The following is an 18,739-nucleotide window of genomic DNA, read 5'->3' as shown; positions in this document are numbered from 1 at the left end:
GATACTAACTGATTACTCCCGATCCAATAAGCTCATCATCAAGATACCAGGCCACGAACTGACCTTCGGTAATGGCAGATTGTTCTTCTTTAAAATCCACATAAATACCATTTTCAATCTTATACAAGGTTGCTTCCTGAAGGTTTTGCCTATATCTGATCCTGGCGGCAACATCCAACGTTTGATCCGTATTTAATTTTAAATCCGGGCGAATCCAATGAATTTCTTCCTCTTTAACGAATAAGGTACGCCTGTAAAGACCGGGATGTGATTTACCCTGCCCCGTATAGATTACATTGTTCTCCACATCGGTCTCGATCACAAATAAGGGTTCTTTGGTCCCCCCGACATTCAGGCCTTTACGCTGTCCTTTGGTGAAATAATGCGCCCCTTGGTGCTCCCCCACTATTTTTCCGTCTTCTATATGGTACAATGGTTTTTCAGCATAAAAGGCAAGTTCTTCCTCCTTGGTAAAAAATTCGGGTACCTCCTTTTTGTAATGCTCCACAGAATCAGGAACTTCTATAATTTTTCCGGTCTTGGGCTTCAATTGCTGCTGTAAAAATTCGGGTAACCGGACCTTACCGATAAAACACAGGCCCTGGGAATCTTTTTTATCCGCCGTGATCAAATCCATATGGGCAGCTATTTGCCGTACTTGCGGTTTGGTAAGTTCCCCTATGGGAAATAATGTTCTTGATAACTGCTCCTGCGATAATTGACAAAGAAAATAGGATTGATCCTTATTATTATCCTTGCCCGCTAATAACTGGTAGGTTTTCGTATTATCGGAATGAAGTGTGGTTCCTTTTCGACAATAGTGACCGGTAGCCACAAAATCGGCACCAAGTTCCAATGCGATCTTTAAGAACACATCAAACTTTATTTCCCTATTACAAAGTACGTCCGGATTAGGAGTACGGCCCATTTCATACTCACGAAACATATAGTCTACAATCCTTTCCTTGTATTCTACACTTAAATCCACCGTTTGAAAAGGGATTCCCAATTTTTCCGCTACGATAAGGGCATCGTTACTGTCTTCCAACCAAGGGCATTCTTCGGAAATCAGCACGGATTCATCATGCCAATTCTTCATAAAAAGACCGATTACCTCATATCCCTGTTCTTTTAACAAATATGCGGCAACACTGGAATCCACTCCACCAGAAAGTCCAATAACAACTTTTTTCATAACTCACATTAAGTGGATACAAAAATACAAAATTACATGCCAAGGGATAGACCATCCATTTTAATATGAAATTACCCTCCCCTATACTTTTATATTTTAAACTGCCGGGGCAAATCAAGGATAGACCCTATTCGGATGTCAATGGGATGTCAATGCTGAACTTACCGAAAATATGAACGGGAAAGGTTTTTTTAGAGGTCTAACAACAGGTAAGCTCCTTTTAGCATACAAATTAAACCCGTTGACAACTAAGTTTTTTTTAAAGAAGAAATATAAAGCATCTTCGTCTCCCCAAATCTTTCCAAACCCAACCTCAATCAATGGAAAAGCCCCTGAATTATTCAGGGGCTTTTTGTATATAATTCGTTCCAGAAAGGTTATCTGCCGGCCTTTTTCTGTGCCTCTGCCTGCTCCATCATTTCCCGCATCTTACGTTGAAACTTGTTTTCCTTTTTAGGTTTCTTTTTATTTTCCTGTATTTGGGCATGAATCTTATCATTATCTAAAATAACGTTCTTGATCACCAACATGATTCCAATGGTAATGAGGTTGGAAACAAAATAGTACAAACTCAATCCACTGGCATAATTGTTAAAGAAAATCAACATCATAAATGGCATCAAATACATGATGAATTTCATATTGGGCATGCCCGGTTGTTGCGGCATATTCTGGCCGGTGGTCATCATCATATAAAAGAAAATCGCTATAGAGGCCAAAATAGGGAACAAACTCACATGGTTTCCGTAAAAAGTACTTATCAACGGTATGTTGGTCGTCCACTCAAAAATGGTATCGTACGATGACAGGTCGTCCGCCCATAAAAAAGCCTTTTGTCGCAATGCAAAGGATGTTGGGAAGAACATAAAGAGTGCATAGAAAATGGGCATTTGTAATAATGCCGGTACACAACCGCTCATAGGACTCACACCGGCCTTACCATATAGTTTCATGGTTTCCTGCTGCTTTTTCATGGCATTGTCCTTGTATTTTTCCCCCAATTCGGTGATTTCCGGCTTCAACACCTTCATTTTAGCTTGGGACAAATAGGACTTATAGGTTACGGGAGACATGGCCAAACGTACCAATATGGTCATGATAACAATGGCTATACCGTATGGGAAATACGTACTCAATAACGAATAAAAGGGTGTGAATACATATCTATTGATCCAACCAAAAATACCCCAACCAAAAGGTATGGAATCGGCCAGCCCCAAATCTTTGTATTCCGAGAGTACTTCAACATCCGTAGGCCCAAAATACCAATGCAGGTTTTGGGTCAACTCCCCTCCTTTTATTTCCAATGGCAATGTCGATGAATACTCTTTGGTAAAGCCAAAGATCCTACTTTCCTCCTCTACCAAATTTTTGGAGGTAAGTTCTCCTGTTTTAAAGGGTTCATCGGTAGCTAGAATGGTGCTAAAAAAGTGCTGCCTATAGGATATCCATTTAATATCTTCTTCGGTTTCCTCATCATCACTTCCTTCGGAAAGTTTGCTTATTTTATCGTCCTCATGGTTATAGGTCAAACGTGTGTACCTATTTTCATACTTTATACTTTTGGAATGTCTTATTCCCTTAAGTCTCCAATCCAAGGTAACCGGCTTGTTCGCACTGATCACCTGATCCAATCCTTGGCTTCTAATGGTAAAATCCACCATATATTCATTAGGCTTCATTTCATATCGATATTCCAAATATTGGGTATTCGACGTCCTTGCTTTTAGTGATAATACTTGATTGCCATTATCATTGGTCAAAGAAGGTTCAAAAAACAGATCTTTGGTATTGAGCACCCTATTGTCCGAAGTAGCAAAGTTCAACCCAAAGGAACCGTTGCCATCCTTTATTAAATGCACGGGTACGGAATCATAGGTGACAAAATTTTTCATTTTGGCCTCTATAATATGTCCTCCTTTGTTATTTATCTTAAGGAACAACACATCGTTTTCCAAAATAGTGGCTCCTTCCGTGGGTGCCGTAAATCCGAACGCTCCGATCTGGCTCTTATAATTGGCCATTGCCAAGGAATCTTGCAAATTGATCGCAGGACTCTTAGTTACAACTGGTTTTTCAATAGCTTTCTCGGCCGCCTCGGTCGCTACCTGTTCTTGTTTTGCTTTTTCTGCCTCCAGTTCTTCCGGTGTAGGCCTATTGTTATAAAACATAAAGATGAGAATTCCAAAAATCAGCACAAAACCGATAATAGAATTTACATCCAACTTCTTTTCTTCCATCTAGATTCTCTTAATTCGTAAGGTAATAGTTTGGTCGTTAGAGAGCAAATATATGCCCAAATGTGGAGTTTATGCCATACTGGCATTAGTTTGTGCCTTTTTGCGTATTAAAGCCGCCTTTACAAAACCTACGAACAACGGGTGTGGATTGGCAACCGTACTCTTATATTCCGGGTGATACTGCACCCCTATAAACCAAGGGTGATCCTTTAGTTCTACTATTTCCACAAGACCGGTCTTGGAATTGATACCTGATGTTAACAAGCCCGCTTTTTCCAATTGCGCTTTAAATTCATTATTGAATTCATAACGGTGGCGGTGACGCTCAGAAATCTCTTGAGTTCCGTTATATACTTCTTTAACCAAGCTCTTGTCCGTTAACGTACAATCCCACGCACCTAAACGCATGGTTCCGCCTTTATTGGTTATGGATTTTTGCTCTTCCATTAAACTGATGACGGGATGTGTTGTCCGCTCATCCATTTCTATGGAATTGGCACCCTCTAGACCTAAAACATTTCTGGCATATTCAATTACCGCCATTTGCATGCCCAGGCATATTCCTAAAAAGGGGATGTTATTTTCACGTGCATGTTGAACGGCCTTTATTTTTCCTTCAATTCCTCTTTCACCAAAGCCCGGAGCTACTAAAATACCGTCCAGATCTTTTAGTTTATTTTCAAAATTTTGTTCATTTATATATTCGGAATGTACGGAACGTACTTTTACCTTCACCTCATTAGCGGCCCCTGCATGTATGAAGGCCTCTAAAATAGACTTGTAAGAATCCTGCAATTCAACATACTTGCCCACCAAGCCAATGGTCACCTTGTTCTTTGGGTTCTTATGCCGTTGCAAAAACCCTTTCCAATGGGTCAAATCCGGTTCTTTACTGTCCAATAGGGCCAGTTTTTTTAGGGTAACGGTATCGAGCCCCTCTTCCTGCATCAACAATGGTACATCATAGATGGTAGAAGCATCAATACTCTGCACTATGGCTTCGCGCTTTACATTGCAAAAAAGTGCCAATTTGTCTTTTATCTCGTCCGAAATTTGATGTTCTGTCCTGCAGACCAGGATATCGGCCTTAATTCCGCTTTCCATCAATGTCTTTACGGAATGTTGTGTGGGCTTGGTCTTTAGTTCTCCCGCCGCCGATAAAAAAGGAACCAACGTTAAATGGATCACAATGGCGTTGTTATCCCCCAAATCCCATAACAACTGCCTTACCGCTTCTATATAAGGTAAAGATTCTATATCCCCAACGGTACCTCCGATCTCGGTAATCACAATATCATAATCTCCACTGTTGCCCAATAACTGCACCCGCTCCTTTATCTCATTGGTAATATGGGGAACCACTTGAACGGTCTTTCCCAAGAATTCGCCTCGGCGCTCTTTTTCAATGACACTTTGGTAAATCCTCCCCGTGGTAACATTGTTGGCCTGTGAGGTCCTCACATTTAAGAATCGCTCGTAATGCCCTAAATCCAGATCCGTTTCCGCACCATCATCAGTAACATAGCATTCCCCGTGTTCGTACGGGTTTAAAGTTCCGGGATCTACGTTTATATAGGGATCTAACTTTTGAATAGTGGTCTTATATCCTCTAGACTGCAATAGTTTTGCCAGGGAAGCTGCAATAATTCCTTTTCCTAATGAAGAAGTTACACCGCCCGTAACGAAGATGTATTTGGTTTGTGCCATATGTGGGTTTCTATGTTACGGGATACAAAAGTACAAATTGCCCGATGAAATTATCGGGTTTCCCCTGGAAAATCTTTTTGTATTTTTCGAATCAGGGGTTCCAGATCGTTCATTTTTATTTCTAACATGGATTCCAGTAAATCCCCCAATTTGCCTTTGGGAAATCCTTTTTGGCGAAACCAGACCAAATAAGGTTGGGGAAGGTCTACCAGATAATATCCCTTGTATTTCCCAAAGGGCATTTTATAATGTGCGAGTTCAATTAATTTTTGCCTGTCGGGTCTTATTTCCATTTTTAAAACTAAAAAAATTTATCTTTAGAAAAATTTAAAATGTGCCATAAAAGGAAAATATTTTACTGAAATATCTATCACAGTACCTCTTGGCATATTGATTTACAAAACTACTCAAGTACAAAAAACAAGAAGAGTTCATGAAACTAAAGCACAATATTAACCATAGCGTATGTTATTGGTGTTATGACCATATTCCCCTGGAAGAATTTCTAAAGACCCTTAACGATATGGATATTAGGGCTATTGACCTTATGGGGCCCGAGGAATGGCCATTGCTAAAAAAATACAACATTCATTGTGCCATGTGCAATGGTGCCGAAATAAGTCTAACGGAAGGTTGGAACGATCCCCAATATCATGAAACATTAATAAAGAATTATATTGAAATGATTCCAAAGGTCTCAGAAGCCGGTTACACCAACCTTATCTGTTTTAGCGGTAATCGCAGAGGTATTAATGATGATATAGGTCTACAAAATTGTGTTAACGGACTAAGTCAACTATTACCCCTGGCCGAAAAACACGGGGTAGTGTTACAAATGGAACTTTTTAATCAAGTGAACCATCCCGATTATATGTGCGACAATTCCCTTTGGGGCATTGAACTCTGCAAGCGCTTGGGTAGCGATAATTTTAAATTGCTCTATGATATTTATCACATGCAAATACAGGAAGGCGATATTATTAGGAGTATTCAAAACCATCACCCCTACTTTGGGCATTATCATACTGCAGGGGTACCCGGACGCCATGAAATAGACGAATCCCAGGAACTTTATTACCCGGCTATCATGAAAGCTATTTTAGATACGAGGTATACAGGTTATGTTGCACAAGAATTTATCCCTACCTGGGAAGACAAAATTTCAGCATTAAAACAGGGAATAACTATTTGTGATGTATAACGATCCTACCCAATTATCCTAAAAGGGACGGTTTTAATTATTTAGAGCTTTTTTAATTTTTGCTGTCCAAGCTTTCTGCTTTTCCAGATTTCGAGAGAAATCGGTTTCCATATCGTACTCATTTTGATAATCGTTTAACGCTTTCAATATGCTCTTATACAGCGATTTGACTTTAGCCTTACTATTTTTGGCGAATTGGGTTTTAGCCATTTCCATGCGCATTTTTCGTGCAAAAAGCTCCGTAATATCAAAATGCAACCGTTCGTGGGCCAAAGTAATTTCATTACATATTTTTGGCCTGTACCAAGATTTGGTGGGATAGAAAAATGCCTGCACCTCATAATCTACCTTCATCTCATTATTTTCATAGTAGGCAGAAAATTGATAATTGATGCCACTGGCCGTAACGGCAGCTGCCGAAGCTCCAATAGGCACTTTTCCCTTGAAATCTTTCCAATACAATCTTTTATCGGCTTTCCAAAGGACCTCTTCTTGCCCAAAAACACTTAATGCACTTCCCTGAAACAAAAAAACAACGATCAGGAATGACCTTATAATATCCAATTTAGAGCGATTTCCTTTTCTATATCGGGATGTAGACTATAATGCACCGGACACGTATTGGCCGTATTTTCCAGTATTTTGCGATGTTTATCCGAAACATTGGAAGGCAAATTAATCTTCACTTCTATTTTGGAAATTCTCCGTGGCGAAGCGGCCATATGTTTGGTGATCTCTGCTGTAGTATTTTCAAGGTTTACCTCTAGGTCACGGGCTTTTATACCCATCATGGTAAGCATGCAACTGGCGAGACCTGTCGCTACAGTGTCCGTCGGCGAAAAGGCCTGTCCCAGGCCATTATTGTCCGTAGGTGCATCGGTCATAAATGTATCTCCTGATTTAAGATGTTCGCAAGTTGTTCTTAATCCGCCCTTATACGTTACTTTGGAAGTCATATTTATTCTAATTCTTTAATTTGCATATCCTCATAGGTCATAATATAGGATGCTTGATTGAAATAGCCGGAGATAGGATCTTTTTCATAATCAAACTTATTTCCGTTGTACTCGGTAGCTCCCATAAATTTGGAAACCCCGATCAAATCATTTTTATAGGCCAATTTTAACAATACGTCATACACCAGATCAAATCCACGTACGGCATACCGATCCGGGCTATCACCAAAACGCTTTCTATATCTTTTTACGAATGCGTTCGTAGGTACTTCCCTAAATACAGACGGGTAAGTGAAATTAAGGTTGGACAGATGGGTGCTGGAAATGACATCATTCTCAAAACCATCGTTCATTCCCGTGGTAAACATTCGTAGCTTAATTTTTTCCTTGCTCTCTTCAATATCCAATAATGTATTATTAAAGGCATTTAAAATTGACACAAGGCTCGAGATGAGTTTAAAATTATCGGATTCAACAAAAACCCAGTTCTCCACATCTTCGGATAACACGCTGGCCAATTTATCTCGATCGATGCCAATATTTTCGTCCTCCTCCTTTACCAAAACCACTTTGGCATTTGGAAAACGTTCCACTATTTTTTCTTCTACAGACTTATTGGACTCATCCGCAATTACTAAAATGTTTTGATCGGTCATATGGTTTTCGACATATTCGAGCATGCGTGTACGCAACACTTCCACATTGGTATAGGAGAAAAATACGTTCCCCAAACTAATATCGCTATTGGTGAGTACAGGGGCCACTACCGGAACCCGATATTGGGCAGCTTGTACCGAGATTTCTTTTAGGGACCGTAAATCCGGAGGGCCAAAAATAACGTTGTAATCAGAAATATTTTCTCGTAGCAAGATTTGTTTTGTTTTGTTCAGATCCAATTGGTTGTCCAAGGTCTTTACATCTACCGAGATTCCCAGGGACTTAATGGAGTCCAGGGCTACGAGTGCACCGGAATAAAGGCCCAAACTATATTTGAGGCTCTTTCTATTTGTTATGGTCTTCGTCACCGTTTCCTTATCGTTAAGGTTTAATCTATCTAAACGAAAAGGCAATAAGAACAGTACCTTTGGTCTGTTTTCAACATTAATACTGTCCAAAAGGTTGATTTTATCCAACACCAACGAATTCCGAACTTCAAAATCACCTTCCTGGTCCTTGGGCAATTTTAACACCATACCGGCTTTGAGCCCATTTTTTAAATCCGGGTTCAGTTCGATCAAATCTGACCATGATATTCCAAACTTACGGGTCAACCGGAATTCGGTCTGCTTTGGTTTTACTTCATAAAAAATATAATTTTCCGTATTGATTTCTCCCGGGTCCCTTTTCACTTCCGGAATACGGATGACCATTCCTTCTTTTAATCCGCCCCTTTCGGTAATCTCAGGGTTCAATCTGATGATTTCACCGGACTTAACGCCAAAATCTTTTTCCAATCTATAGAAATTCATTTTTGGCGGCACGGTATAAGAGATATACAATTGGGTTTCCTGATTTTCAACACTGCTCCCGGGCATTTTAGGCAATAACAATCCATATCCCTCTGCCAAATAATTACTGGTTTTAGAAAGACCGGGGTTCAAAATCAGCATGCTATCTATGGTAATACCATATTTATGGGCAATACTCCAACGGGTTTCCTTTGGGGCCACAACATATTTTTCATAATTATTGGGGTCCAAAACATGCTCTTCGGGTTTTGGGGTCCTGTATTTTGGAATGCGCAATTCCATTTTCTTCTTTAATTGGGATGCATACAATTGCTTGTTGAATTTCTTTAACTCTTCCTCCGTAATAGCATAACGTTTGGCAATACCATATAAAGTTTCCCTCTTTCTAACTTTATGTATCGTAAAACCGACCGGTTCACGTTTAACGACGGAATCCTGCATAATGCCCCTAATCAAACTGGCCACTTCATCTTCAGGGGATTTAATTGTCTTGACTTCTCCAGGAATTACAAGAATGGTGTTGGCGCGAAGCTTCTCATCGGCTTTTATCTCCTTGTTGTATTGGAGAATGCTTGCCGTGGTTATCCCATATCTTTGGGCAATACCCTCCAAGGTTTCGCCTTCTTTTACAGCATGGGTATCGAATTTTTGGGCAAGAATCTTTGAGGATGCCAATAACAGAAGTGCTATTGCAAGTAATGATGTCTTAAATTTATTTTGCATAATTATTCCCATTCTATAGTAGCCGGGGGTTTGGAACTAATGTCATAGACTACCCTATTTACCCCTCTTACTTTATTGATAATGTCATTGGAGGTCTTCTGCAAAAATTCATAAGGTAAATTCACCCAATCCGCAGTCATACCATCCGTACTTTCTACCGCTCTTAAAGCTACGCATTTTTCATATGTCCGTTCATCTCCCATAACCCCTACACTATTTACGGGCAAAAGCATGGCCCCGGCCTGCCAAACTTTATCATAAAGTCCCCATTCCTGCAATCCATTAATAAATATGGCATCTACCTCTTGCAAAATCGCCACCTTTTCCGCGGTAATGTCCCCCAAAATACGAATGGCCAGACCTGGCCCCGGAAAAGGATGCCTTCCCAAGCGCTCATCATCTATCTCCATACTGGCACCTACCCTTCTTACCTCATCCTTAAACAACATTTTTAAGGGTTCTATTACCTTTAATTTCATAAAATCGGGCAATCCCCCTACATTATGATGGCTTTTGATGGTAGCCGATGGCCCCCCTGTTGCGGAAACCGATTCTATCACATCCGGATAGATAGTGCCCTGTGCCAACCATTTGGCATCTTCCACTTTATGGGCTTCGTCATCAAACACCTCAATAAATACCCGTCCGATTATTTTTCGTTTCTTTTCGGGGTCGCTCTCACCGGCCAAAGCATCCAAAAAGCGTGCCGAAGCATCCACCCCTTTTACATTTAGTCCCATCCCCTCATACTGCTGGAGTACATCGGAAAATTCGTTTTTACGCAACAAACCGTTGTTTACAAAAATACAATGCAGGTTTTTACCAATGGCCTTATGCAATAGAACGGCGGCAACCGTAGAATCCACCCCTCCCGACAGTCCCAGAATTACCTTTTCCGTACCAATTTGTCCTTTCAGGTCGGTTACCGTTGTTTCTACAAAGGCATTAGGTGTCCAGGTCTGCCCTACTCCGGCAATATCCACTAAAAAGTTCTCAAGTATTTGTTTCCCGTCCGTACTGTGATATACCTCTGGATGAAACTGGATACAATAGGTATCTTCGTCCTTGAATTTATAGGCCGCATATTCCACATCATGGGTACTGGCCAAACATTCTGAATTGTCCGGCAATGCCTTTATAGTATCCGCATGACTCATCCACACCTGACTTCCTTTTGATACATTGGCAAAAAACGGTTCCTCGGCCTTTACATAAGACAAGTTGGCCCTGCCGTATTCCCGGGTATTGGAAGCCTCTACATTTCCCCCATTAAAATAGGCCAAGTATTGAGCTCCATAGCATACCCCTAGCAGCGGTTTCTTTCCCCGAATTTGGGACAGGTCCACTTGAGGGGCATCTTCGGCCCTGACCGAGTAGGGCGATCCGGACAGAATAACCGCCTTATAGCCGGATAAATCTTCAGGAAGTTTATTATATGGTTTTATTTCACAGAAAATATTCAGTTCACGAACCCTTCTGGCGATGAGTTGTGTGTACTGTGAACCGAAATCGAGAATAAGGACGTTATTTTGCATGGGCAAAAATAGTAATTTGACCGTTCTGAAAAAGTATCTTTTTGGTATATTTATTATCTAGCTTAAAAACAAAATCCATGAAGCACGTTACAGCGATTATTTTTGGGACGGCAATAGTAATTGCGGCCTATTTTTTAGGAAACGCCTATGTAAAAAGAGCCAACCCGGCTCAAATAATTTCGGTTACCGGCTTAGGAAATGAAAATTTCACTTCCGACCTTATTGTCTGGGAAGGGCAATTTTCAACGAACAATACTGTTTTACGGTCTGCTTTTGAACGATTGAACAATGATAAGGATATTGTGAAAAAATATCTGGTTTCCAAAGGGATCCAGGAAAACAATATTATCTTCAATAGTGTTCAGACCAGCGAATTAAGGGATAACAAATATGAAAACGGAAACTACGTGGGCAGCACTTTCAGAGGATATCAACTGACCCAATCCGTTAAAATAGAATCCCCAAAAGTTCTGTTGATAGAAGAAGTATCGCGAGAAATAACGGAACTTTTAAATAAAGGGGTCCAATTTAATTCTTCCCCTCCCAGATATTATTATACAAAATTAGCGGACCTAAAAATAGAAATGATATCCAAGGCAACGGAAGATGCGAGAATCAGGGCAGAAAAAATCGCCGAAAATTCCGGTAGTGGATTAGGCAATCTGGTTTCCGCCAAAATGGGCGTATTTCAAATAACCGGTCAAAATTCCGGGGAAAATTATTCTTGGGGAGGAGCGTATAACACCACATCAAAAAACAAAACGGCATCCATTACCATGCGATTGGACTATAAGGTGAAATAAAATAGTGCTTTATTTTTTCATTTAAATAATAAAACACATTTCACTGGTAATTAGTTTATTAAATTAATTCCTACAAATATATTTATCCGGAAATAAAATTAGAAGCGAAGAAAAACGTAATATATATTCCAAAAAAAAGCCCGGGAATCAACCGGGCTTTCCATTCAACCAACCAAACGAATACAATCTTAAGAATTATATCCATAATTCTTTTTCATAGCAATTTGTATTCAATGATTAAGACGTAGTACTTTCCTTTTCCTTACAAAAGGATATAACTTTTTTTCAAAAAAAAAGAAAGCCCGGAAACCACCCCGAGCTTTTTTAATCAAAATCAAAAACCAACCTAAGCATGAATCATTTAAAGAAGTACCTTAAATCTTCTTCATAGCAATTTACCTATAGAACAACTAAAGGCTCAAAAACCCTACCCTGTTCATTATATTTTTTTATAATTTTATAGAAAAGCACTTGAAATGACCCCTGTTTTTTGGCAAGAACTGAATAAGGAACTACAGAAATCCGTAGTAGAAAAAGGGCATCCCTTTAGATATTTTACGTTGGCGACAACGGGTATGGATAATTTGGCAAGACTTAGGACCGTGGTTCTCCGTTATGTTTCCAAAGACCTAAAACTTATCTTCTATACGGACAAGCGTTCAAAAAAAATAACGCATATCAAGGAAAATAATAAGGTGAGCCTTTTATTTTTTCATCCTAAAAAATTACTACAATTAAAAATAGAAGGGAAAGCCCATATTATTGCCGATGAAAATCTGTTAAAAAAATACTGGCATGAAGTTCAACCGAACAACAGAAAAGACTACACAACAACAATTGCACCCGGAAATGCGATAAACGACCCTGATCATGTCACATATTTAAACGACAAAAATTATTTCTGCATGATAGAGATACAACCTTTTAAGATAGAATATCTCAAATTAAAAAAAACCGACCATGTGCGGATCAGATTTTCAAATGAAAAAAATAAATGGAACGGGGAATTTCTTGTTCCATAATTATAGCTGATCCACAAAGAGTGTTCCCTCTTTGCAAATCGTCTATTCCATAGTTTTTAAAATAGCATTGATATCCTGTTCGGTTGTATCGGGATTTATAAAACAAAATCTGGATATGGTTTCATAACCAGTCTCTTTTTTCCATTTTGTAGGTGTAACAAGAGCAAATCCTTCGCGATGATTTCTATAGGTCCAATCCCTATAATCTTTTGGCTCCCATCCTTTTCTCCTAAACAATACACAGGATAAACTAGGCTCTCTAACCAATTCAACGATTGGGTTTTCCTTTATAATTTTCCCTGCCAATTTGGCAAGTTCTATTCCCTTCTCAACGGCCCATGTATATTTATCGGTACCGTACATGGCCAATGAAAACCACAAAGGCATTCCCCTGATTCTTCTTGTTAATTGTATTTGGTAATCCGAGGGGTTAAAACCATGCGCTCCTTCATCCTTGAAGATTTCTAGATAAGAACCTTCTTGGGAATGGGCCTGCCTGGCTTCTTCGGGATCCTTATAAATAACTGCGCCACAATCGTATGGGGAAAACAGCCATTTATGGGGATCTATGGTAATGCTATCCGCCTTTTCTATACCTTTGAACAGATGACGGACGGTATTGGCCGCAAGTGCTCCTCCACCATATGCCGCATCTACATGAAACCAAAGATTTTCATTTTCACAGACTTCGGATATACCGGATAGATCATCAATAATTCCGGCATTGGTCGTTCCTCCTGTAGCAACAACGGAAAAAAGTCTTTTTCGCTGCTCGGCACTTAAACTTTTAATTTTATCTTCTAAAAGTTCCTTGGTCATCAGGTCTTCCGTTTCTACCAAAACAATATCGGCATCGATTACTTTGGCCATAGATTTTATTGATGAATGTGCCCCGGAAGAAGTGATTACGAGGGCTCTTTTATTTATATTCCCGGGATGTTTGCGCCATTTTTCCCGTGCGGTCACCATTGCCGAAAGGTTGGCGGCCGTACCACCACTGGTAAATACCCCAAAAGCCCCTTTGGGTAGCCCGGTCAAGGAAACCAACCATTTCATGGCTTCGTTCTCACAGAAAATACCTCCGGCCCCTTCCATCCAATAAGCCCCATGGATACTTGATGCGGAAGTCACCAAATCGAACATTATGGCCGCTCTAGTGGGTGCTGCGGGCACAAAGGCCAAATGCCTGGGATGATCAATGGGAACCGTTGCCTTTACCAAAACATCTTTAAAGAGTTCAAAAGCCTTTTCTCCACCGATCCCGTCCGCCGTAATGGTATCCCCAACGATTTTTCGTAGTTCTTCTTCTTTTTTAGGTTGTCCCATATCCGGTGATGTATTGGTAATACGGTTAATTGCGTATTTCATTACATCCAGGGTCATTTCAACCAGTTCTATGTCTATATTATGCATGAAAGATTTATTTAAAATCCACAAAAGTAGTTTTCCCTATCCTATTCGAAATTCATCATGTAATTATAAGTTTTTTTAGCTTTCCTTATTCCTGGTATTATTTAGGTTTAACAAAGGAATGTTCCCTGCTAGGCAGCTCCTAGAAACATCTATTTCTTTATTGCCGTAATCCCGATCGGGATTATTTGGTCATTGATCCAAATTTTGACCGTTTTTAAAAACACTCTCAAAACGCATCCGTTGTTAGCTAATAGTCACTATTGTAAAATTCAACGAAAATGGATGTAGCGCCTTTATCAGTGTAGGAACCAATTCCTCTCCCATGGCCAAATAGAGCTCCGAAAAATTGAGGTTTCTTTCCTGTAGGGACTTTCCGGGGAAAAGCTCATTTTGAACACCGGTAAGCCGTATCACATGATCTTTCAATTTTCTTTTTTGCGCCTTTAAAAGTCGTTTCTCCAAATTGTCCAATCCTTTTTTTTGCTTGACCTCTTGTGCCTTTACCGCCTTTAAAAAAGATTTATCCGTCTTTTTCGCCAACTCGTACATTCCTTTAAACTGCTCCTCCAACAGCTCTTTTTGAGGTGAAAAATCAATATCTATATTGGATATTTCCCGGATTTTTTTATTGATCAGGCTATTCTGCTTCAGGAACAGATCTTCTATGGAAAGATCCATTCGTTCAAGTTTACCGGATTGTTTCCCGGAAATGACCAAAGCGGAGTTTCGTAAAAGCAATATGGGAAAAGGAATTCCCATCACTTCAAAAAAGGATTTCAGCTCCAGCCAATAGGCTATTTCACCTCCCCCTCCAATATAACATAGATTGGGAAGGACAATTTCTTGATATAACGGCCTAGCAATAACATTTGGGGAAAACCGCTCCGGATGGGATTCCAACTCCACAAACAACTCTTCTTTTGAAAATGAAATTCGGGTATTGTTTACAACATACCTTCCATTATTTTCCACAATGCGTTCCCGGACCCCTTCAATCAAATAAAAATAATTAATTTCCCTAGGGTTTACCTGAATGTTGTACTCCGAAGAAATCCCTCGAATTTTTTCCGCCGTTTCCGAAACCACTTCAAATGCAGGTTGATCTAATATGTCCTGTTTGACAAAAGGAACAAGCTGCCGCTTCAATTGAATATCATCTCCATCCACAATAACCAATCCATGACTACCAAATAGTTTATCGGCCAAATATCGTGTGGCATCCGTTAGATTATCATGGTCAAGATAAGCTGCCTTGAACAAGTCTTTTAGGGCATTTGCATTCTTACTATTACCTATTGCATTGGAAAATATTTTAAGGACATCCTCTAAACCATCCGTCTTTAGATGACCTACGGCACCACTGGCATTTATGTTCCATTGGATCTTCTTTCCCTGAAAATTAAAATAATTGATTTCGTCGAAATCATGATCTTCCGTAGCCATCCAATAAACGGGTACAAAATTGTAATCGGGAAATTCTTTTTTTAATTCATGGGTAAGGTTAATGGTAGAGATAATCTTATATAAAAAATATAAGGGGCCGGTAAAAAGATTCAACTGGTGACCGGTAACAATAGTGAAAGTGTCTTTGTCCTGAAGGAATCGAATATTTTTTAATGTCGGTTCACTGGGTTCAAACCCTTTGTATTGTTCCAATAACGCCGCACTCAATATTTGTCTACTTTCTTGTGAAAAGTTGTTCCCTTTTTCCTTTATCTGTCCTTTAAAACCTTTTATGTCCGGAAAACGATTATATAAAGAGGCTACCTTGGTGTCCGCTTCAATATAGTCACATATTAATTCGGAAAAATAGCCGGTCTTTCTAAAGGATAAACAATCAATGTCCATATTACGGTAAAAATGAGGGTAAATATAAAACTCTCGAATTTTAGAGTTCCTAAAAATACGTTAATTACACTACCTTTTAATTTTTAAACAATCGTCAAAAAGCTCAATGTACACCAGCTATTTTTAGTAATTATTTGGTAGATTTGAGTTTGTTCGTCTTAAAGGTCTTTTATGAAAAAAGTTTTACGTTCCCTGCTTTTTATCTTTCCTGTTTTTCTTTCGGCGCAGCTCAAATCCCCATCGGAATTTTTGGGTCATGAACTGGGAAGTGCCTTCTCCAGACACCACGAGGTGGTAGATTATTACGAATATTTGGCCCAACAGGAACCCGATAGGGTGCAACTGGTAGTATATGGCAGGACCCATGAGCGCAGATCGCTTCTTCTTGCTTGTATTTCTTCAAAATCGAATATCAAAAATCTGGAAAACATCCGATTGGAACATTTAAAAAACATGAGGAGCGAGGGTCGGGCAAAAAAATCCATCGTTTGGTTGAGCTATAATGTACACGGAAATGAAAGTGTGGGTACCGAGGCTTCCATGCAGACTATTTATGAACTTTTGACTTCTAAAAGTACTTATTTGGAAAATACCATTGTGCTTATAGACCCCTGCAGTAATCCGGATGGAAGGGATCGGTACGTAAATTGGTACAATCAATATAAAAATGCCGAATATAATGTTGATCCCAACTCAAAAGAGCATTATGAAGGTTGGTGGAACGGAAGAAGCAATCATTATATGTTCGATTTGAATCGGGATTGGGCCTGGTCAACGCAAATAGAAAGTCAACAGCGATTGAAACAGTTTAACAAATGGCTCCCCCATATACATGTGGATTTTCATGAGCAAGGTGTAGACGATCCATATTATTTTGCTCCGGCGGCCGAACCCTTTCATGAGGTGATTACCGATTTTCAACGTGAATTTCAGGTAACCATCGGAAAGAACCATGCTAAATATTTTGATAAAAACGGCTGGTTTTATTTTACAAAAGAAGTATTTGACCTATTATACCCCAGTTATGGGGACACCTACCCCACTTACAATGGAAGCATTGGCATGACCTATGAACAAGGCGGTAGCGGAAGGGCCGGGTTAGGAGTCATTACGGGTATTGGCGATACCCTGACTTTAAAAGACCGCATTGCCCATCACCATACCACGGGACTCTCCACAATTGAAGTGGCCAATAATAATGCGGAAAAACTAAATGCCGAATTCAAGAAATTCTACCTGAACAGAAACTATAAATACAAAAGCTATGTACTCAATGGCAATCGGGATAAGTTGCGTGCGTTGGAAAATCTATTAATACAGCACGATATAGCCTTCGGATATGGAAAAAATGGATCCGCAAAAGGTTTTGACTACAAAACAGGAAAAATCGGTAACATGAAAATCACGGAGGAAAGCATGATCGTTTCTTCCGATCAGCCAAAGGGTACTTTAGTAAAAGTATTGTTTGAACCCAAAGCAAAATTGAGTGATTCCGTCACCTATGATATAACGGCATGGTCCCTGCCTTATGCCTATGGCCTTAATGCCATAGCCTCTGAAAATACCATTGCAAAAAATGACATTCCGCATAATATTCAGGAATATGGAGCGGTCAAAACGGGGAGCTATGCCTATTTGACCGATTGGAACAGTATGAACGATGCCAAATTCCTTGCTGAATTACTACAGCACAATGTAAGGGTAAGGTATGCCAATATGCCTTTTGTCATGGACGGCAAAGCCTACAAAAGGGGAAGTTTGATCATCGTAAGTGCCGATAATAAGGACTTGCATGATTTTACCGATATTCTTGAAAAAGCTTCGGAAAAATTCTCGAAACCTTTAACTCACGCAAAAACGGGATTTGTAGATAGCGGAAAAGATTTTGGCTCCAGCTCCGTAGCCATGATCCCAAATCTCAAGATTGCCGCACTTTCCGGAAAACCTGCCAACACTTTGCGATTTGGGGAAATCTGGCATTTTTTTGAGCAACAATTGAATTACCCTATAGCCGTATTGGACGAGAGTTATTTTAATGGGATAAACCTATCAAAATACGACGTATTGATTTTACCCGATGGGTCTAGCTATACCAGTTTTTTTAAGAAGAATACACTGAACAATATCAAAGACTGGATAAACGAAGGCGGCAAATTAATCGCCATGGGCGGTGCCATTGACGGATTATCATCCGATGAGCCCTTTCACATCAAAAAAAAGGAAGAAGAAAAGGATACATCAATTGGTCTGGAATCCTTTGATGCTTCTCAACGCGAACGTATCAAATCCCAAATAACCGGTGCTATTTTCAAAGCCACGGTTGACCCGACCAACCCCCTTGCCTATGGATATGGAGACACCTATTTCACTTTAAAAATAGGCAATAGGGCCTATAGTTATTTAGATGGGGGCAGTGCCGTTTACCTTGGTGAAAATGCCAACACTCCGGTCTCCGGGTTTGCGGGAAGCAAGGCTCGAAAAAAAATTGATGAAACATTGATCTTTGGAATGGAAAGTATGGGAAAAGGTCAGGTAATCTATATGGTGGACAATCCTCTTTTTCGTGGTTTCTGGGAAAATGGCAAACTCTTCTTTGCCAATGCCCTCTTTATGGTGAATTAACTAAA

General features: G+C 39.8%; 14 protein-coding genes. 4 read left to right on the top strand and 10 right to left on the bottom strand.

Going from position 1 to position 18,739, the window contains the following annotated elements; all coding sequences use genetic code 11:
• Positions 1–4: 4 nt before the first annotated feature.
• The 4 genes from mnmA to ACKWB9_RS12010 form a co-directional block, all read right to left on the bottom strand.
• Entirely contained in the window at positions 5–1,195 is a 1,191-nt protein-coding gene (mnmA, locus tag ACKWB9_RS12025; RefSeq protein WP_414003266.1) for a tRNA 2-thiouridine(34) synthase MnmA, read from the bottom strand.
• A 377-nt stretch (positions 1,196–1,572) separates the two neighbouring features.
• The gene (gene yidC, locus ACKWB9_RS12020; RefSeq protein ID WP_414003265.1) at positions 1,573–3,435 is read right to left on the bottom strand and encodes a membrane protein insertase YidC; all 1,863 of its coding nucleotides are present in this window, start codon (positions 3,433–3,435) and stop codon (positions 1,573–1,575) included.
• A 69-nt stretch (positions 3,436–3,504) separates the two neighbouring features.
• Entirely contained in the window at positions 3,505–5,142 is a 1,638-nt protein-coding gene (locus tag ACKWB9_RS12015) for a CTP synthase (protein ID WP_414003264.1), read from the bottom strand.
• A 50-nt stretch (positions 5,143–5,192) separates the two neighbouring features.
• Positions 5,193–5,435 carry a DUF3820 family protein gene (locus ACKWB9_RS12010; RefSeq protein ID WP_414003263.1) on the bottom strand — a complete coding sequence of 81 codons (243 nt, stop codon included), beginning with the start codon at positions 5,433–5,435 and terminating at the stop codon, positions 5,193–5,195.
• A 140-nt stretch (positions 5,436–5,575) separates the two neighbouring features.
• On the opposite strand from ACKWB9_RS12010, the gene ACKWB9_RS12005 reads away from it, so the two are divergent.
• Entirely contained in the window at positions 5,576–6,343 is a 768-nt protein-coding gene (locus tag ACKWB9_RS12005) for a hydroxypyruvate isomerase family protein (RefSeq protein ID WP_414003262.1), read from the top strand.
• Positions 6,344–6,376: 33 nt separating this feature from the next.
• Here ACKWB9_RS12005 and ACKWB9_RS12000 read toward each other — a convergent pair whose 3' ends face one another.
• Genes ACKWB9_RS12000 through guaA form a run of 4 tightly spaced genes read right to left on the bottom strand, consistent with a single transcriptional unit; the run spans position 6,377 to position 11,026 of the window.
• Positions 6,377–6,907 carry a DUF922 domain-containing protein gene (locus ACKWB9_RS12000; RefSeq protein WP_414003261.1) on the bottom strand — a complete coding sequence of 177 codons (531 nt, stop codon included), beginning with the start codon at positions 6,905–6,907 and terminating at the stop codon, positions 6,377–6,379.
• Positions 6,895–7,299 carry an OsmC family protein gene (locus tag ACKWB9_RS11995; RefSeq protein ID WP_414003260.1) on the bottom strand — a complete coding sequence of 135 codons (405 nt, stop codon included), beginning with the start codon at positions 7,297–7,299 and terminating at the stop codon, positions 6,895–6,897. The genes ACKWB9_RS12000 and ACKWB9_RS11995 overlap by 13 nt, the downstream gene beginning before the upstream one ends.
• Positions 7,300–7,301: 2 nt before the next feature.
• Positions 7,302–9,491 (bottom strand): LysM peptidoglycan-binding domain-containing protein, encoded by a 2,190-nt coding sequence (locus tag ACKWB9_RS11990; RefSeq protein WP_414003259.1) that lies wholly within the window; start codon positions 9,489–9,491, stop codon positions 7,302–7,304.
• 2 nt (positions 9,492–9,493) lie between these two features.
• Complete coding sequence (gene guaA, locus ACKWB9_RS11985) at positions 9,494–11,026, bottom strand: glutamine-hydrolyzing GMP synthase (RefSeq protein ID WP_414003258.1); 1,533 nt, start codon at positions 11,024–11,026, stop codon at positions 9,494–9,496.
• Between the two features lie 77 nt (positions 11,027–11,103).
• Between guaA and ACKWB9_RS11980 the strand changes: the two genes are divergently transcribed.
• Together ACKWB9_RS11980 and ACKWB9_RS11975 are read left to right on the top strand one after the other, a co-directional pair.
• Entirely contained in the window at positions 11,104–11,829 is a 726-nt protein-coding gene (locus ACKWB9_RS11980; protein WP_414003257.1) for an SIMPL domain-containing protein, read from the top strand.
• A gap of 476 nt (positions 11,830–12,305) precedes the next feature.
• Positions 12,306–12,851 carry a pyridoxamine 5'-phosphate oxidase family protein gene (locus ACKWB9_RS11975; protein WP_414003256.1) on the top strand — a complete coding sequence of 182 codons (546 nt, stop codon included), beginning with the start codon at positions 12,306–12,308 and terminating at the stop codon, positions 12,849–12,851.
• Between the two features lie 42 nt (positions 12,852–12,893).
• Here the strand turns inward: ACKWB9_RS11975 and ACKWB9_RS11970 are convergent, their stop codons facing one another.
• Entirely contained in the window at positions 12,894–14,264 is a 1,371-nt protein-coding gene (locus tag ACKWB9_RS11970) for a pyridoxal phosphate-dependent decarboxylase family protein (RefSeq protein WP_414003255.1), read from the bottom strand.
• A gap of 243 nt (positions 14,265–14,507) precedes the next feature.
• Positions 14,508–16,112: a bacillithiol biosynthesis cysteine-adding enzyme BshC gene (bshC, locus tag ACKWB9_RS11965; RefSeq protein WP_414003254.1), complete on the bottom strand. Its 1,605-nt coding sequence runs from the start codon at positions 16,110–16,112 to the stop codon at positions 14,508–14,510.
• A gap of 171 nt (positions 16,113–16,283) precedes the next feature.
• Here bshC and ACKWB9_RS11960 point away from each other — a divergent pair, with 171 nt between their 5' ends.
• Entirely contained in the window at positions 16,284–18,734 is a 2,451-nt protein-coding gene (locus ACKWB9_RS11960) for a M14 metallopeptidase family protein (RefSeq protein ID WP_414003253.1), read from the top strand.
• Positions 18,735–18,739: the final 5 nt, after the last annotated feature.

Origin of the sequence: Maribacter spongiae (genome assembly GCF_047345125.1) — a bacterium.
Taxonomy (GTDB): domain Bacteria; phylum Bacteroidota; class Bacteroidia; order Flavobacteriales; family Flavobacteriaceae; genus Maribacter.
Note: the sequence above shows the minus strand (reverse complement) of the source record. Positions and strands in the feature narration are given on the sequence as shown.

Bases quoted from the DNA above. Each gene is read 5' to 3' on its own strand.
- mnmA (WP_414003266.1), bottom strand. From the start codon at position 1,195: ATGAAAAAAGTTGTTATTGGACTTTCTGGTGGAGTGGATTCCAGTGTT.
- yidC (WP_414003265.1), bottom strand. From the start codon at position 3,435: ATGGAAGAAAAGAAGTTGGATGTAAATTCTATTATCGGTTTTGTGCTG.
- ACKWB9_RS12015 (WP_414003264.1), bottom strand. From the start codon at position 5,142: ATGGCACAAACCAAATACATCTTCGTTACGGGCGGTGTAACTTCTTCA.
- ACKWB9_RS12010 (WP_414003263.1), bottom strand. From the start codon at position 5,435: ATGGAAATAAGACCCGACAGGCAAAAATTAATTGAACTCGCACATTAT.
- ACKWB9_RS12005 (WP_414003262.1), top strand. From the start codon at position 5,576: ATGAAACTAAAGCACAATATTAACCATAGCGTATGTTATTGGTGTTAT.
- ACKWB9_RS11995 (WP_414003260.1), bottom strand. From the start codon at position 7,299: ATGACTTCCAAAGTAACGTATAAGGGCGGATTAAGAACAACTTGCGAA.
- ACKWB9_RS11990 (WP_414003259.1), bottom strand. From the start codon at position 9,491: ATGCAAAATAAATTTAAGACATCATTACTTGCAATAGCACTTCTGTTA.
- guaA (WP_414003258.1), bottom strand. From the start codon at position 11,026: ATGCAAAATAACGTCCTTATTCTCGATTTCGGTTCACAGTACACACAA.
- ACKWB9_RS11980 (WP_414003257.1), top strand. From the start codon at position 11,104: ATGAAGCACGTTACAGCGATTATTTTTGGGACGGCAATAGTAATTGCG.
- ACKWB9_RS11975 (WP_414003256.1), top strand. From the start codon at position 12,306: ATGACCCCTGTTTTTTGGCAAGAACTGAATAAGGAACTACAGAAATCC.
- ACKWB9_RS11970 (WP_414003255.1), bottom strand. From the start codon at position 14,264: ATGCATAATATAGACATAGAACTGGTTGAAATGACCCTGGATGTAATG.
- bshC (WP_414003254.1), bottom strand. From the start codon at position 16,112: ATGGACATTGATTGTTTATCCTTTAGAAAGACCGGCTATTTTTCCGAA.
- ACKWB9_RS11960 (WP_414003253.1), top strand. From the start codon at position 16,284: ATGAAAAAAGTTTTACGTTCCCTGCTTTTTATCTTTCCTGTTTTTCTT.